The organism is Chitinophaga parva (genome assembly GCF_003071345.1).
Taxonomy (GTDB): domain Bacteria; phylum Bacteroidota; class Bacteroidia; order Chitinophagales; family Chitinophagaceae; genus Chitinophaga; species Chitinophaga parva.
This window is the reverse complement of record NZ_QCYK01000001.1, coordinates 1,795,449-1,809,874: the sequence shown is the minus strand read 5'-3', so window position 1 is coordinate 1,809,874 and position 14,426 is coordinate 1,795,449. Positions and strand designations below refer to the sequence as shown.

Below are 14,426 nucleotides of genomic sequence, written 5' to 3'. Positions count from 1 at the left end.
GAACTTAACAACCTTCAATAATGCACCACCTCGGGGAATTTATCTTCCATCCACCCTACTTTCCGCATGTACTGGACGTCTACAGACACTACGCCAAATTCCTTTACCACCTTGCCTTCCAGCACATAGAACCCACCTTTCTGGAACGGATAGCGCTGTAAACTGACCGGGAAATGCACCGTATCCAGGAAAGCGCCTTCCCGGTCGAGGAAAGTGCCAAAGCACATCGGCTCCCCTTTCGCGGTGCGCCGCAGTTTGGTGCACACCAGGTAGCCCAGCATCACCACCGTTTCCCCTTCTTTATCATCCAGCGCCCGCACCGGCAGGTAGTGATCCTGCTCATGCGCCAGCACGGTAAAAGGCGAGTCCACGCTGAAGCCCAGCAACGCTATTTCTTCAAATGCCTCTTCATGCGGATGATAGGCCAACTGGGGCAGGGGCGCATCCAGCGGTGGATCTTTGAACAACGCAATGAGCTGGTCTGCATGCGCCGGGCGCGTTCTTACCAGGGGGCTGCTTTTCCATAACAATTCCTTGCGGGTAAGCCCTGTGAAATTAAACGCGCCAATGCGGATGAGCAGTTCCAGCTGGGCCGGCGCAGGGCTGATGCGCGCCACAAAATCTTCCAGGCTTTCAAACGGGCCGTGATGATGGCGCGACCGCAGGAGCTGTGCCACCAGCTTTGTTTCCAGCCCTTCTACGTGGATGAACCCAATGTGCACATCCTCGCCGCTGATATTCGTATACTCGTCACTGTTATTTACACAAGGCGGGTGCACCCTGGCCCCGCATCGCTGTAATTCCCGGAAGTACAGTTCCCGGTTATAAAAGCCCCCGAAATTATTGATCACCGCCACCATAAACTCCGCCGGGAAGTAGGTTTTCAGGAACAGGCTCTGGTAGCTTTCCACGGCAAAACTCGCGGAGTGCGCCTTGGAAAAAGAAAAGTTGGCAAAGCTGGCAATCTGCCGCCACACCTCTGCGATCACCTCCTCCTGGTGACCTTTGCGCCGGCAGTTGTCGAAAAACTGGTGCCGGATCTTTTCAAATTCCTCCATCCCCCGGTACTTGCCTGCCATGGCCCTTCTCAGCACATCTGCATCGGCCAGTTCCAGGTCTGCAAAGTAGTGCGCCACTTTGATCACATCTTCCTGGTACACCATTACTCCATAGGTTTCCTGTAGCAGTGCTTTGAGCATGGGATGCAGGTAGTGCACCATGTCGGGGTGGTGATAATTCCAGATGTACTGGCGCATCATCCCGGACTGTGCCACGCCCGGGCGGATGATGGAGCTGGCTGCCACCAGCGTCAGGTAGTTATCGCAGGCCAGCTTCTTCAGCAACTGGCGCATAGCCGGCGACTCGATGTAAAAGCAGCCAATGGTGTTCACGTTGCGCAGGGCATCCTGCACATGGGGATCGGCCATGAAGCGCTTCACATCATGGATGTCTATTTCCACCCCGCGGTTATGCCGGATCAGCTCCACCGCATCGCGGATGTGACCCAGGCCCCGCTGGCTCAGGATATCAAACTTATGCAGGCCAATGGCTTCCGCCTGGTGCATGTCCAGTTGTGCAGTCACAAAGCCTTTGGGTGGCAGGTGGGTGCCGCAATACTGGCGGATGGGCGCTTCGCTGATCAGAATACCGCCGGCATGGATGCTGAGGTGGTTGGGAAAATCTTCCATCTCCTGGCTGTATTGCCAGATCTTGCGGTGAATATCATCATCCGCCCGGAGCTTTGTCTGGTAAGGGTTTGCCAGGATCTTGTCTATCTCGCCCTTGGGCAGCCCGTATACTTTGCCCAGCTCCCGGATAGTGGCATTGCGTTGAAAAGTGCTTACCGTGCCCAGTAATGCGGTATGCTCCGGGCCATATTTTTCAAACACGTAGCGGATCACATCGTCCCGGTCTTTCCAGGAAAAATCAATATCAAAATCCGGGGGGCTGCTCCGGTAAGGATTGAGGAAACGCTCAAAGTAAAGGTCCAGCACCACGGGGTCCACATCGGTAATATCCAGGCAGTAGGCCACGATGGAATTGGCCCCGGAGCCCCGCCCCACGTGGAAATAGCCGCGCCGGTTGCGCGCATAATCTATAATATCCCAGGTGATGAGGAAGTACCCGTTAAAATCCTGCTGGTCAATGATGCGCAACTCCTTTTCCACCCTTTCCAGCGCCACGGCATGGTCTGCGCCATACCGGCGCTGCATCCCTTCCATGGCCAGTTGCCGTAGTTTGGTACGGTCTCCTTCCCGGCTGCCGGTGAAGAAAAGTTTATTGCGGTTCACCCTGAAATCCACGTGCACATCGCAGGCCTGTATAATACGCAGGGTGTTCTGTATAATATGCGGATAGGCTGCAAACCGCTCCAGGAGCAGGGCGGGCGGCAACATCACTTCATCCGGCCGGGCCAGGCTTTCCGGCGGCAACTGGGTGATGAGCAGGTTCTGGTCAATGGCCCGCAGCAGGGTATGCAGCTCATACTGGCTGGCATCGCACAGTGTTACCGGCTGCAGGATCACCAGCCTGTCCGCATAGGCTGCTGTATTTACCCGGAACAATTTATTCAGCTCGCGCGGCCGCACGCCCAGCAGCTCGTGCGCCTGCAAAGCTTCCATGGGCAAGCTTCCCCAGGGATAGATCACAAATACATCTTCCAGCACAGGGGCCCGTTGTGGGAATGGCACATCATGCTCCAGGTGGCGGGAGAGGAAACTATTCATCTGCAACAACCCCTGCATGCTGCGGGCCAGCATAATGTAGCAGCAATGGTGCCCGTTGCGGAACTCAATGCCCATAATGGGCTGAATGCCGCACTGCTGGCAGCTTTGTACAAAGTCCCATATATCCGCGGTCATATTGATATTGGTCAGTGCCAGTGCTGTAACACCGGTTGCCTTTGCCTGCTCCACCAGTGTTTTGGTTTGCATGGTACCGTACCGCAGGCTGAAACTGGTTTTGCAATTAAGATACATAGGGCCTGGTTTTAGCCACCTCTTTCAGGTACCGTTCCGGTTTGTAAAATGGCAGCACGCCTGCTTTCCGGTGTTTGCGCTCGTTGTGCTGCTCCACGTTCACCCCGCGCATCAGCGCATCGCCCCCAAAGCGGTTCTTAATCCCGTCTATCGCCTGGTACAGGGCTATTTTTTCCTGGGTATCTTCAAATAAACTGATCTGGTAATTGCCCTGCACCAGGTGGCTGAAACGCACGCCGATCAAGCGGATCAGCTGACGCCGGTCGTTCAGTTTTGTAAAGAGCTCCTTCACCTTTTCCAGCAACACGTGGTCTGCACAGCTGTAAGGAATGGTCATCTGCCGGCTCACGGTTTGAAAATCAGCGTAGCGGATCTTCACGGTAATGCAGCCGGCCAGTTTGTTCTGCTGGCGCAATTCAAAGGCGATCTTCTCCGTCATACGCACCAGCTCTCCATGCAGGAAATGCAGGTCAATGGTGTCTGCATGGAAAGTATTTTCCGTGGAAATGGATTTTTGTTCATGAAAAGGGACCACCGGTGTTTCATCAATGCCATTGGCCTTGTTCCACAGCGCTATGCCATGCTTGCCCAGCCAGGCTTCCAGCAGTTGTACGGGAACTTCGCTCAGGGTCTGTACCGTTTCCACGCCGCGGCGGCGCAGCTGTGCGGCCGTTTCCTTACCCACCATGGGTAGTTTTTCCACCTTCATGGGCGCCAGGAAAGCACGCTCCAGGCCATAAGGTACTACCAGCTGCCCATTGGGCTTGGCCTCGTTGGTGGCTACTTTGGATACCAGTTTATTAGACGCCAGCCCAAAGGAAATGGGGAGGGATGTTTCCAGGATAATGCGTTCCCGCAAGGCTTTGGTCCATTTTTCCGCGCCAAAGAATTTGTCCATGCCGGTGAGGTCCAGGTAAAATTCATCGATGGAAGATTGCTCATAGAGCGGGGCCTGTCTGCTAATAATATCGGTGACCCAGCGGGAGTACATGCTGTATTTTTCCATATCGCCGCTGCGCACTATCGCGTGCGGGCAAAGGCGCATGGCGGTTTTCATGGGCATGGCGGAATGAATGCCATAACGCCGGGCTTCATAACTGCACGCTGCCACCACGCCACGGTCGCTCTGGCCGCCTACCAGCAAGGGTTTGCCAATGAGGCTGCGGTCTTTCAGGCATTCTACGGATACAAAAAAGCAATCCAGGTCGAAGTGCGCAATGGAACGTTGTTGTAATGTGATCATACCGCCGGGGGTTTTGTCCCGCGGTAAAAATACTAAATATTTTAGCTTTACTAATAAAATTAGCTGCCGGATACTAATTTCTTTCGAGATTGAGGATCAATGGAATATGCGTAAATTCGGGGTGGCATTGAATTAGCCATGAAGGGAAAAAGAGCGTACGACCGGTTATATTTCGTTCATCTTTTAAAACTGATCAGCATGAAACAGTCTGATTTCCCGAAAGAAGTGCTCATTATTCTATTGTTGCTGGTGCCCATGGCCTACCTGGGCATTATCTGGCCCACTATTCCAGAGATGGTAGGCACCAATTATACGGTGCAGGGTACGCCCGGCCGTATCGGTGATAAAAATGAGCTGTTGCTGCTCATGATCTTCCTCTTCCTGACCAACTTTTTATTGTACTGCCTGTTCCGCTACATTCCCAAAACGGATGAGGTACCAGACCATACCTCCGGCTACTGGCGTTCCTACTACCGCACCCGTTTTCTCATGCACCTGTACCTGGCGGTATTTACCAGCGTACTGATCTTCATGATCCATATTGGCAAGGAGTTCCTGCTGGAGCGCTGGGCCTTTGTGGGAGTGGGATTGCTGGTGGTGATCCTGGGTGTGTACCTGGGTGGGCTGCAGCCCAATTATTTCATCGGGGTACGCACGCCCTGGACGCTCATGAGCTCACAGATCTGGCAGGAGACCCACCGCATGGCCAGCAGGCTCTGGATCATTGCGGGCATCGTGATCATGTCATGCGGCTTTTTTATGCAGGCCGTATCGGCCGTGTTTGTGGTGATTGTTATTGCGGCGCTCATTGCCTTCCTGCCCTACATCTATTCCTTCCGCCTGTACAACACAGACAAGGGATGACATTGCATTAAAAAGCGAAAGCGCTACGTACGGGACGCAGCGCTTTCGCTTTTATTTTCGGTAACTACTAACGGTTACGGCTATACGTTATTAGAACCAGCCCTGCATGGCGCCTACCGCGCGGAAGGGCCAGGGTACCAGGGCCAGTACCAGCAGGAAGGCCAGGCCAAAGAAGATCAGCGCGGCTTTATGGCGCTGTGCATCCGTACCTTTCTTGGTCTTGGCGCGGCCAATGTGCACCAGCACAAAAGCAATAATGGCCATGGTCTCATGCTCCACCGTGTAAAAGCGCATGATGGGGTCTTTCATGGCGGCGCCCATATCATGGATGCCTACCAGCGGGCTGAAAACGAAGAACAGGAGCAGGCCTACCAATAGCTGGAGGTCAAAGAAGATCATATAGAACAATCCTGCTTTACCGTCGCCGGAAGTGTAGGCCTTCTTACCGGCCAGGCCGCCCAGGGAGCGCAGCACCACAAAAACGCCTGACAGCAGGATCAGCCAGCGCAGGAGGGAGTGAATAATCTTAAGCGTATCGTACATAGAAGTTCAGATTTGACTGCTGGCAAAAGTAAGGCGGGATTTCCGAATACCAAATCGGGCTGAAATAAAAAAAACGGCCTTTTTTCTTCATTTTTTTGGTTAATTCAAATTAATTGCTAATTTTGTTAGCAACGAACTAAATTATTTAGGATGTCTATCGTTTGTCGTAATTTAAAATACCTGCGGAAGCAAAAGGGCTGGACCCAGCAGGAGTTTGCCGATAAATTAGGGATCAAGCGTTCCCTGCTCGGCGCCTACGAGGAGGAACGTGCGGAGCCCCGCACCGAGGTGCTGGAGATGGTCAGCGATATGTTCCGCGTGTCTATCGATGACATGTTGCGCCGCGACCTGGGCGACCAGAAAGAGAACTTCCTGGAAAAACGCCGGCAGCTTAAGATGGGCAACAGCCGCCAGCAGATCGAGTTTGTGCCGGTAAAAGCGGCCGCCGGTTACCTGGCAGGTTACAACGATGATGAGTTCATCGAGGAGCTGAACACCTTTACCCTGCCCATGCTGGGCGCAGGCAGTTACCGGGCCTTTGAAATTGCGGGAGATTCCATGCTGCCCACTCCCTCCGGCTCCGTAATTGTTTGCCACAAAGTAGGTGGCTGGGATGACCTGCGCAACAATGAGACCTACATCGTGATGACCAACCGCGAAGGCATCGTGTACAAACGCCTGGTGAAAAGCAACCGGGCCAAGACCAAGGTCACCCTCGTATCAGACAATCCCCAGTACGAGCCTTACTCCGTGAACATGGATGACATCCTGGAGATCTGGCAAACCGATGCCGTGATCAGCAAGACCAACAGTCAAAGCCGCATGAGTGTAACGCACCTGGCGGACATGGTAAGCCATTTGCAGGACCAGGTGAGTTTATTGAAGAAGAAGATCAAGGAGTAGATTCCCCTTGTTAACGTGATATGTTTTGAATGACAGCGTGAGTGCGGATGCACTTGCGTATAAGGGGCATATTTACCCGCAAAAGTTATATATAATGGCCCAGGCACACCGTTGCCCGGGCCATGCCTGTTATAGGCCTGTTATGTTTCACGGGCGTAACACCTGGCCGGCGGCATTCCTACATGGGTTAGACCACGTGCCCGCGCTGCTGCACCGGTTACATCGCTCCGGGCCTCAACAAAAAGCCCGGGCATCACTGCCCGGGCCACGCTCTGAAATTATATTTCCTACTCCAGGTTGAACAATCCCTTGTTCAATACCTGCAGGGTCTTATCCTTGTATTGTGCTGCCACCAGGATAGAAATGTTATGGCGGCTGCCACCATAAGAGATCATCCTCACGGGGATCTCTGCGATAGAGTCAAACAGTTTCTGGATGATGGACGGTGTAGCCGCCACCTCGTTACCCACAATAGATACGATGGTCTGGTGATGATCCAGTTCTACGGTACCAAAAGGCTGCAGTTCCTTGAGGATCTGCTCCAGGTGGGCAGTGCTGTCGATGGTGATGGAAACCGCCACCTCAGAAGTGGTGATCATATCAATAGGCGTGCGGTATTTTTCAAATACCTCGAAGATCTTCCGCAGGAAACCATATGCCAGCAGCATTCGGCTGGATTTGATCTTGATGGCAATGATACCGTCTTTTGCTGCTACTGCTTTCACCCCGTTGCCGTTAGGCAGTTCGGTAATGATGGTGCCTTTTGCTTCCGGTTGCATGGTATTGAGCAGTTTCACAGGAATATTGAAATGCTGTGCAGGCCAGATGGAGGCGGGATGCAGGATCTTGGCGCCAAAGTAGGCCAGTTCCGCGGCTTCATCGAAAGACAACTGGTCGATCGGGAAGGTTTTCTTCACCACGCGGGGATCATTGTTGTGCATCCCATCAATGTCTGTCCAGATCTGTATTTCAGAAGCCTGGATGGCTGCACCGATCAGGGACGCAGAGTAATCACTGCCACCCCGTTTCAGGTTGTCCACCTCGCCTTTGGCATTGCGGCAGATGTAACCCTGGGTGATGAAAATGTGCTCGCTTTTCTGCTGGTCAATGAGGGCCGTGAGGCGGGTCTTGATGCGGGGAATTTCCGGTTCTTCAAACTCGTCTATGCTCATGAAGTCCAGCGCGGGGAGCAACACGGCCTTGATGCCGGCTTCCTGCAGGTACACGGTAAACAGTTTGGTAGACAGCAATTCACCCTGCGCGAGGATATCTTTATTCAGTGCTTCATTGAAAGAGATCTTCAGGATGATATTAAGGAACTCAAAATGTTCATCCACGATGGCTTTGGCTTCAGCGCGGGCTGCGTCTGTCTTGACGAGCGCTTCACAGAAAGACCGGTAATGTGCTTCCAGCTTGTCGATCTGTTGTTTGGCCTGTGCCTTATTGCCGTCCGCCAGTGACTGGGCGATCTCCACCAGGGAATTGGTGGTCCCGGATAAGGCAGACAGTACCACGATCTTGGCATCCTGATCTGCGGTGATCAGTTGGGCCACCGAATGCATGCGTTCCGGTTTTCCTACCGAAGTACCGCCAAATTTTAAAACTTTCATGCTCGTTTATATATGAAGTGACTAAAAGTTAAGGTTGAATTTCTGTGCCACGGCCTGCAGGTCTTTCACTACGGGCAGTAGCACGGGGATGCCTTTCTCCAGGCGCAGGGCCTGCATTTCCCGTTCGGGATCGCCGGGGATCAGCACGGGCTGGTCATCGTTCACCGGCGTGGTGGCCCTGAAGCGGCTTATCCAGTTGTCCATGTGGTCCTTAAATTCTTCCGCGGGACGGAATGCATCTACCCGCATGGCGCCAAAAAAGTGGCCCAGCCCCTCGCCCACCGGGTGTGCCGGTGGTGCCAGGAAGCTCACGAAAGGGGGCGCCCAGGGGCCGTAATTGGCGCCGGAAAGCACCGCCGAAAATATATCCACTATGGCACCCAGGCAATACCCCTTGTGGCTCCCGTGGTCACGGTCGCCGCCCAGGGGCAGCAAAGCGCCGCCTTCTTTCAGTTCATGGGGGTTGGTGCTGCTGTTACCAGCTTTGTCCTGGATCCAGCCCGTGGGTGCTGCCTCTTCCTTGCGCTGGAGGATCTCCAGCTTACCGTTTGCCGCCGTGGTGGTGGCAAAATCGGCTACAAAAGCAGGTTGCTTATTGGCCGGGATGGCCACGGCAATAGGGTTGGTACCCAGCATGCGCTCCTTCCCGAAGGTGGGGGCCACCAGGGGGCTGGCATTGGTCATGGCCATGCCTATCATGTCACGGTCCAGCGCCTTCATAGCGTGATAGCCGGCTATACCAAAGTGGTTGGAATGCTTTACGCTCACCCAGCCGGTGCCGGCCAGGGCGGCTTTATCGATGGCTACCTGCATGGCAAAGGGTGCCACTACCAGGCCCAGGCCACCATCACCGTCCACCACGGCGGTAGAGGGGGTTTCGTGTACAATGCGGATGTTGGGTGTGGCATTGATGCGACCAGCCTCCCATAAACGCACGTAGCCCGAGAGCCGGGCTACGCCATGGGAATCTATCCCCCTGAGATCCGCGCTCAGTAATACTTCGCTGGCCAATGTGGCCTGGCTGGCGGGGCAGCCCATGGCAAGAAAAACATCCCGGGTAAAGTCCCGCAGATGGGAATAAGCATATGTTTGCTCCATAAGGCGTGTCTCAGGTAAAAGTGAGAAGGGGCGGCGGCGCCCCTGATGCTACTTCCGCGGGCTTAGGCCTGGGCGGTAGGTCCTCCAAAGTTCATGGGTACGGAAACCGGCTCCTGGTCCTGGATTGGGCCGTGGGCGGCTTCATATTTCTTGATATTATCCAGCATGGCCTTCATGAAGCGCTTGGCATGCTGGGGTGTGAGGATGATACGGGATTTCACTCTGGCCTTGGGCATGCCGGGCAGGATGTTCACAAAATCCACCACAAATTCTGCATTGGAATGGGTGATCACCGCCAGGTTTGCATAGGTACCTTCCGCCATTTCTTCCGTGAGTTCGATGTTCAGTTGTTGCTGCTCTTCTTCCTGTATATCCATATCAGTTTTTTTTAACGCGGTACAAAAATAAAAAAAGAGACTTCAAAAGAAGCCTCTTTTTTTATTACAGGTGTTTTTGCCAGTTTATTGAACATCCCACCAGAGCCTTGCCAGGATAGTGTGCTGCTTGGTATTGCTGTTGTAACGGATCTCACCGCTGGGATACAACAGGCTGCGGGGGATCACGTTGTTTGTCACATTGTTCGGAAAAGCGCTGATGGCGGGGAACCCGGTTCTGCGCCAGTCTGTCCAGCACTCAGCGTTCAGGAATTCGGCAATGTACTTCTGGGTGATGATCTGCTGCAACGTAATGTTGCCTGCCGTTCTGGCCACTGTAGTAGCGTAGCTGGAATCGCCCAGGGAACGGAACAGGTTATATGCAACTGCATGATTGTAGTTATTAGCCGCATCCAGCGTGTTGCCCAGTTTCAGGGATGCTTCAGACAAAATGAACAGTACTTCATCATGCGTCACAAAGTATACCGGTGAGTTGGGAGAACCATACAAAGACCCCAGTGTTGTGGGATCATCGGAGAAATACACGTCATGCCGCGGATCGCCGGCGTTCTTGGTCAGTGTATTCAGATAGCCATTGAAAGAATAGTCGCCTACGCGCTGGGTAACCATCTGTGACCAGGGGTTTTCAGATGTTACAGCTTTCCCTTCAAATACGATACCGGCGTTTTCTCCAAACTTGAGGCCCTGGGCTGCTTCACTTGCCGCTTTGGCCAGGGTGGCCGGTTGCACCTTGGAAGTATGCAGGTAATAGCGGGCTTTCAGGGAGTGGGCAAAGCGGGTCCACATTGCCAGGTCGCCGTGGAATATCAGGTCATCGTCCGCTGGTTGCGCTGTATTGTCGTCTGCTGCCAGGTCTGCAATAGCATGGTCCAGCAGGGCATGCAGGGTATCATAGATCTGTTGCTGACTGTCAAATTTAGGTTGCAGTTCGTCCAGCCCACGGAAGGCGTCAGAATAAGGCGCATCCCCCCAGAAGTCTGTTACGGAAGCCAGGGAGTTAGCCATCATAATACGTGCAATGCCGGCATAGTGGCGGGCTCCCAGGGAGTCAGACAGCTGGATCATCACGTGCTCATCATTCATTACTGCGCCATACCAGCCAAACGTCCAGAGGTTGTCTACGTCATCGGTAGAAACGTTGTAGCGGGAGTAGTTGGCCGGCTGGTTACCATTACCCGTTACCTGCTGCGTGAAAATAGCCGCAAAGCGGGATTGGTCCCCACCATAAAGATAGGCGGATTTCACTTCGATGCCAGGTAGCAGCAACGTGGGTGTGTTGTCATGTAATTGTGTGGGATCATCATTGATGCCACTGTAGAAGTAGGCTTTCTTACAGGAAGTAACTGCCAGTGCAGCCAGCACCAGTGCGCCCCCTACGATATATTTAAGACGATGTAACATAAAGATCTTTTTTGGAATGATTAAAACTTAAACTTCAACGCGGCACCAAAACTTTCTGTACCGGGCACGTTGAAATAGTCTATACCCTGGGCGCTGGTAGCACCGGTCAGGCTCGTTTCAGGATCAATGCCTTTGTAAGGAGTCCATAGAATGATGTTGCGGGCGAACAGGGATACATTCAGACCTTTAATGAAGCGGGAATCTGTAAAAGCTTTGGAGTGAATGTCATATGCCAGGGTCACTTCCCTCAGTTTTACATAAGATCCGTCGTCTGTGAAAGATTCGATCTGGGCGCCAAAACCGCCACCATTACCCTGGTACCAGTTTTCATCAATGTAGAAGGGGGTCGTGTTTGCACCACCTGCACCGGGCTTTTCAGCACCGCCTTCATTATGCACCAGGTTATTGTTTGCATCCAGGTGGCCCATCACGCCTTTAAATACCTTGCTGGTGTGGCGGTCCATGGTGTAAGCAGAAGTACCGATCGCCATGAGGGAACCACGGGTACCGTTCCAGACATCGCCTTTATGTTTCCAGTCTATCAAAGCATAAAGGGAAAATCCTTTATAAGAGAAGGTGTTGCCTACACCCAGCAGGAATTTAGGATTGGGGTTACCTATCTGCTTCTGATCAGGTCCTACTACCGGTTCGCCGGGATTGGAATCCTGGTCGCTGATCACCATATTGCCTTTGTCATCCCTCAGCCAGCCCTGGCCGTAGATCACACCAGCGGGATGGCCCGGGATATGCGCGATCACTGCACCAGTGAAACCATTAAGGGTGATCTGGCTTACATTGGGCGCCAGTGCCAGTACCTTGTTCACGTTCTTGCTGAAGTTTACCGTTACATCCCAGTTAAAGTTACTGGTACGGATCGGGGAGCCCGTCAGCTGTATTTCCACACCCTGGTTGCGGATGGAACCTGCATTCAGCGTTACCTGCTGGTAGCCGGTAGTAGCCGCGATGGGTGCCGTTACCAGCAGATCGGTGCCTTTGCTGTAGTAGTAAGTTGCATCGATACCCAGCCGGTTGTTGAAGAACTGCAGTTGCAAGCCACCTTCATAAGAGACGGTCTTTTCAGGCTTCAGATCCGCATTACCCAGTGTAGTATTTACCTGGAAGCTACCCAGCCCAGCATATGGGAAGGAAATACCGCTGGTAGAGCCATCACTCACCAGGGAAGGCAGGTAGAATGATTTAGTAAGGAACGCACCCGGATCTTTACCTACCTGCGCCGCAGATACGCGGACCTTACCGAAACTCAATACAGAGTTGCCTTTCAGGGAAGGAAGCTCAGTGAACACCCAGCTCAGGTTAGCTGCAGGATAGAAGAAATGGTTCTTGCTGGAAGGCAGGGAAGAAGACCAGTCATTACGGCCGGTGATTTCCAGGAACAACATAGAAGCGTAATCCAGGTTCACATCAAAGTAACCGGATACCCTGCGGTAAGGCACTACAGAGGTTTGCGCCTTCACTACAGATGCATTGTTCATGTTGTCAAAATTCTGCGCCACGAGGCCATCACCCTGCACATACATTTCAGTGATCTTGCGGGAGAAATAGTTGTTACCCAGTTTAGCATCCAGGCGGAACTTATCGGTAAAGCGTTTGGTATAAGACAGGATCAGGTCAGAGTTCACGGAGCGGAAGTTGAACTGATCGTCAAACACGCGGCCTGTGGGATAAGCACCGGATTGCAGGTCGTAGTACTGGTGGTGGTTTTCACCATATACGTCTGTACCAATGCGATAGGTAGCGGAAAGTCCTTTATAAATATCCAGGTCTGCCTGTACGTTACCCAGTATACGGTTCACAGAGGAGGTATACGGATTGCGGTTGATGGTCCAGAACGGGTTGTCGTAAGAAACCGCGTTACGGTAGTTACGTTGTGTACCGTCCGGATTAAGGAAGGCCTTGGGATCATCCCCCTTCTTAGTGCCATTGGCATTATCAAAGGAGATCGGGGTTCTTGTCAGCGGCAGCATGATACCGGAAGTATTGCTACCATTTTGCGGCATGTTCCCACCATCATTGGTGTAGTTCATATTGGCAGACATCTTCAGCTTTTCAGACACTTTCAACGTACCGGCCATGGAGATCGTAGTACGGTCGTAGGTCTGCAGCGGAACGATGGAAGAAGAGTGAAGATTAGATACGCCCAGCCTGTAGGTAGCCTGGTCTGTACCGCCACTGAAGGAAACGGAATTATTCAGGGTAATACCCGGGCGGAAGAAGTTCTTCAGGTTGTCGTATGCTTTGAATGGGATCTTAGCGCGGGGATCGGATTTACCCACAATATCACCGTGCACGTCATAATCATTTGGTACGCCGGTCCAGAACAGGGTATCCTTATTGGCGCCCCAGGAATAACGGGTGTGGTTATCGCTGTTGGCAATGAGGTCAGCCGGATCACCGGTGTTCTCATCACCCCTTACATACTGGTTCTGCAGCTTGGGATAGCGGTTCACCACATCTACAGAAAGGCTGGTGCTGAAGTCCACGGCCATTTTGCCGGCCTTACCTTTTTTAGTAGTGATGATGATCGCACCATTGGCCGCATCAATACCATAGATAGCCGCAGCAGCCGGGCCTTTCAGCACGGTCATGCTTTCAATATCATCCGGGTTGATGTCCGCACCACGGTTGGTGTTGGTTGCACCAAATAACAAGGCGTTGGTACCATCAGAGGGATCGCCGGAAAAGTTCTGGCCGTTATCGATGGGAATACCATCTACCACAAACAGTGGTTGGTTGTTACCCGTAAGGGAGTTGGTACCACGCAGCTTGATGTAGGTGGCTGCACCCGGTGTGCCGCTGGAAGCCGTTACCTGCACCCCCGCGATCTTACCAGACATGGCGCGCAAGGCGTCTCCCTGGTTAGCTTTGGTGAGTTCATCGGCCTTCAGGTCCTGGGCGGAATACCCCAGCGCTTTCTTTTCGCGCTTGATGCCCAAACCGGTTACGATCACTTCCTGCAGGTTGGTTTTGTCCGGCTGCAAGGTCAGCGCTAATGTGTTGCTGGTGCCAACGGGAAATTCTGCAGAAATGAAGCCTACACTTCTCACCTGCAGAATGGCATTGGTACCATCCACATTCAGTTTGAAATTGCCGTTCTGGTCCGCAGAGGCACCTTGGGTCGTGCCTTTGACCTGGACGGTGGCAAACGGAATGGGAGTCCCGTCGCTTCCGGTCACTTTGCCGGAAATAGTGCGCTGTTGAGCGTTAGCCACTGAAAAAAACATCAGCAGCCAGCTAATACATAGTAAAGCATGTTTCATAAATAGCAGTTTGACTTAGATTTTGATGGTTCTTTCTCTAAGACGGGTCATGTTGATCTGAAGCAAACTTACTTAAAAATCTAATTTTCCAAGTTATTTGGGATAAATTTTTG

Annotated in this window: 10 protein-coding genes; 2 read left to right on the top strand and 8 right to left on the bottom strand. The window is 52.8% G+C overall.

Translation table 11 applies throughout. From position 1 onward, the window contains the following. Positions 1 to 14 precede the first annotated feature (14 nt). Both DCC81_RS07630 and dinB read right to left on the bottom strand, forming a co-directional pair. On the bottom strand, positions 15 to 2,978 hold the full coding sequence (locus DCC81_RS07630; RefSeq protein ID WP_108685959.1) for a DNA polymerase III subunit alpha: 2,964 nt from the start codon (positions 2,976 to 2,978) through the stop codon (positions 15 to 17). Next, a complete protein-coding gene (gene dinB / locus DCC81_RS07625) occupies positions 2,968 to 4,221 on the bottom strand; it encodes a DNA polymerase IV (protein WP_108685958.1) in 1,254 nt (417 codons plus the stop codon). Before dinB ends, DCC81_RS07630 begins: the two co-directional genes overlap by 11 nt. 198 nt (positions 4,222 to 4,419) lie before the next feature. On the opposite strand from dinB, the gene DCC81_RS07620 reads away from it, so the two are divergent. Next, a complete protein-coding gene (locus tag DCC81_RS07620; RefSeq protein WP_165806475.1) occupies positions 4,420 to 5,085 on the top strand; it encodes an SdpI family protein in 666 nt (221 codons plus the stop codon). Positions 5,086 to 5,175: 90 nt separating this feature from the next. Here the strand turns inward: DCC81_RS07620 and DCC81_RS07615 are convergent, their stop codons facing one another. Further along, positions 5,176 to 5,628 (bottom strand): hypothetical protein, encoded by a 453-nt coding sequence (locus tag DCC81_RS07615; RefSeq protein ID WP_108685956.1) that lies wholly within the window; start codon positions 5,626 to 5,628, stop codon positions 5,176 to 5,178. A gap of 150 nt (positions 5,629 to 5,778) precedes the next feature. Between DCC81_RS07615 and DCC81_RS07610 the strand changes: the two genes are divergently transcribed. Continuing rightward, positions 5,779 to 6,531, top strand: coding sequence for an XRE family transcriptional regulator (locus tag DCC81_RS07610; protein WP_108685955.1), 753 nt, complete (start codon positions 5,779 to 5,781; stop codon positions 6,529 to 6,531). A 287-nt stretch (positions 6,532 to 6,818) separates the two neighbouring features. Here DCC81_RS07610 and DCC81_RS07605 read toward each other — a convergent pair whose 3' ends face one another. The 5 genes from DCC81_RS07605 to DCC81_RS07585 all read right to left on the bottom strand — a co-directional run bounded on the left by DCC81_RS07605 (position 6,819) and on the right by DCC81_RS07585 (position 14,313). Beyond that, entirely contained in the window at positions 6,819 to 8,141 is a 1,323-nt protein-coding gene (locus DCC81_RS07605) for an aspartate kinase (protein WP_108685954.1), read from the bottom strand. 21 nt (positions 8,142 to 8,162) lie between these two features. Beyond that, entirely contained in the window at positions 8,163 to 9,239 is a 1,077-nt protein-coding gene (locus DCC81_RS07600) for an Ldh family oxidoreductase (protein ID WP_108685953.1), read from the bottom strand. Between the two features lie 62 nt (positions 9,240 to 9,301). Then, entirely contained in the window at positions 9,302 to 9,616 is a 315-nt protein-coding gene (locus DCC81_RS07595) for a DUF3467 domain-containing protein (RefSeq protein WP_108685952.1), read from the bottom strand. A gap of 84 nt (positions 9,617 to 9,700) precedes the next feature. Beyond that, the gene (locus tag DCC81_RS07590) at positions 9,701 to 11,035 is read right to left on the bottom strand and encodes a SusD/RagB family nutrient-binding outer membrane lipoprotein (protein WP_108685951.1); all 1,335 of its coding nucleotides are present in this window, start codon (positions 11,033 to 11,035) and stop codon (positions 9,701 to 9,703) included. A 20-nt stretch (positions 11,036 to 11,055) separates the two neighbouring features. Beyond that, positions 11,056 to 14,313, bottom strand: coding sequence for a SusC/RagA family TonB-linked outer membrane protein (locus DCC81_RS07585; protein ID WP_108685950.1), 3,258 nt, complete (start codon positions 14,311 to 14,313; stop codon positions 11,056 to 11,058). Positions 14,314 to 14,426 lie beyond the last annotated feature (113 nt).

Excerpts from the sequence above, each read along its gene's own strand:
- DCC81_RS07630 (WP_108685959.1), bottom strand. The coding sequence starts at position 2,978 with ATGTATCTTAATTGCAAAACCAGTTTCAGCCTGCGGTACGGTACCATG.
- dinB (WP_108685958.1), bottom strand. The coding sequence starts at position 4,221 with ATGATCACATTACAACAACGTTCCATTGCGCACTTCGACCTGGATTGC.
- DCC81_RS07620 (WP_165806475.1), top strand. The coding sequence starts at position 4,420 with ATGAAACAGTCTGATTTCCCGAAAGAAGTGCTCATTATTCTATTGTTG.
- DCC81_RS07615 (WP_108685956.1), bottom strand. The coding sequence starts at position 5,628 with ATGTACGATACGCTTAAGATTATTCACTCCCTCCTGCGCTGGCTGATC.
- DCC81_RS07610 (WP_108685955.1), top strand. The coding sequence starts at position 5,779 with ATGTCTATCGTTTGTCGTAATTTAAAATACCTGCGGAAGCAAAAGGGC.
- DCC81_RS07605 (WP_108685954.1), bottom strand. The coding sequence starts at position 8,141 with ATGAAAGTTTTAAAATTTGGCGGTACTTCGGTAGGAAAACCGGAACGC.
- DCC81_RS07600 (WP_108685953.1), bottom strand. The coding sequence starts at position 9,239 with ATGGAGCAAACATATGCTTATTCCCATCTGCGGGACTTTACCCGGGAT.
- DCC81_RS07595 (WP_108685952.1), bottom strand. The coding sequence starts at position 9,616 with ATGGATATACAGGAAGAAGAGCAGCAACAACTGAACATCGAACTCACG.
- DCC81_RS07590 (WP_108685951.1), bottom strand. The coding sequence starts at position 11,035 with ATGTTACATCGTCTTAAATATATCGTAGGGGGCGCACTGGTGCTGGCT.
- DCC81_RS07585 (WP_108685950.1), bottom strand. The coding sequence starts at position 14,313 with ATGAAACATGCTTTACTATGTATTAGCTGGCTGCTGATGTTTTTTTCA.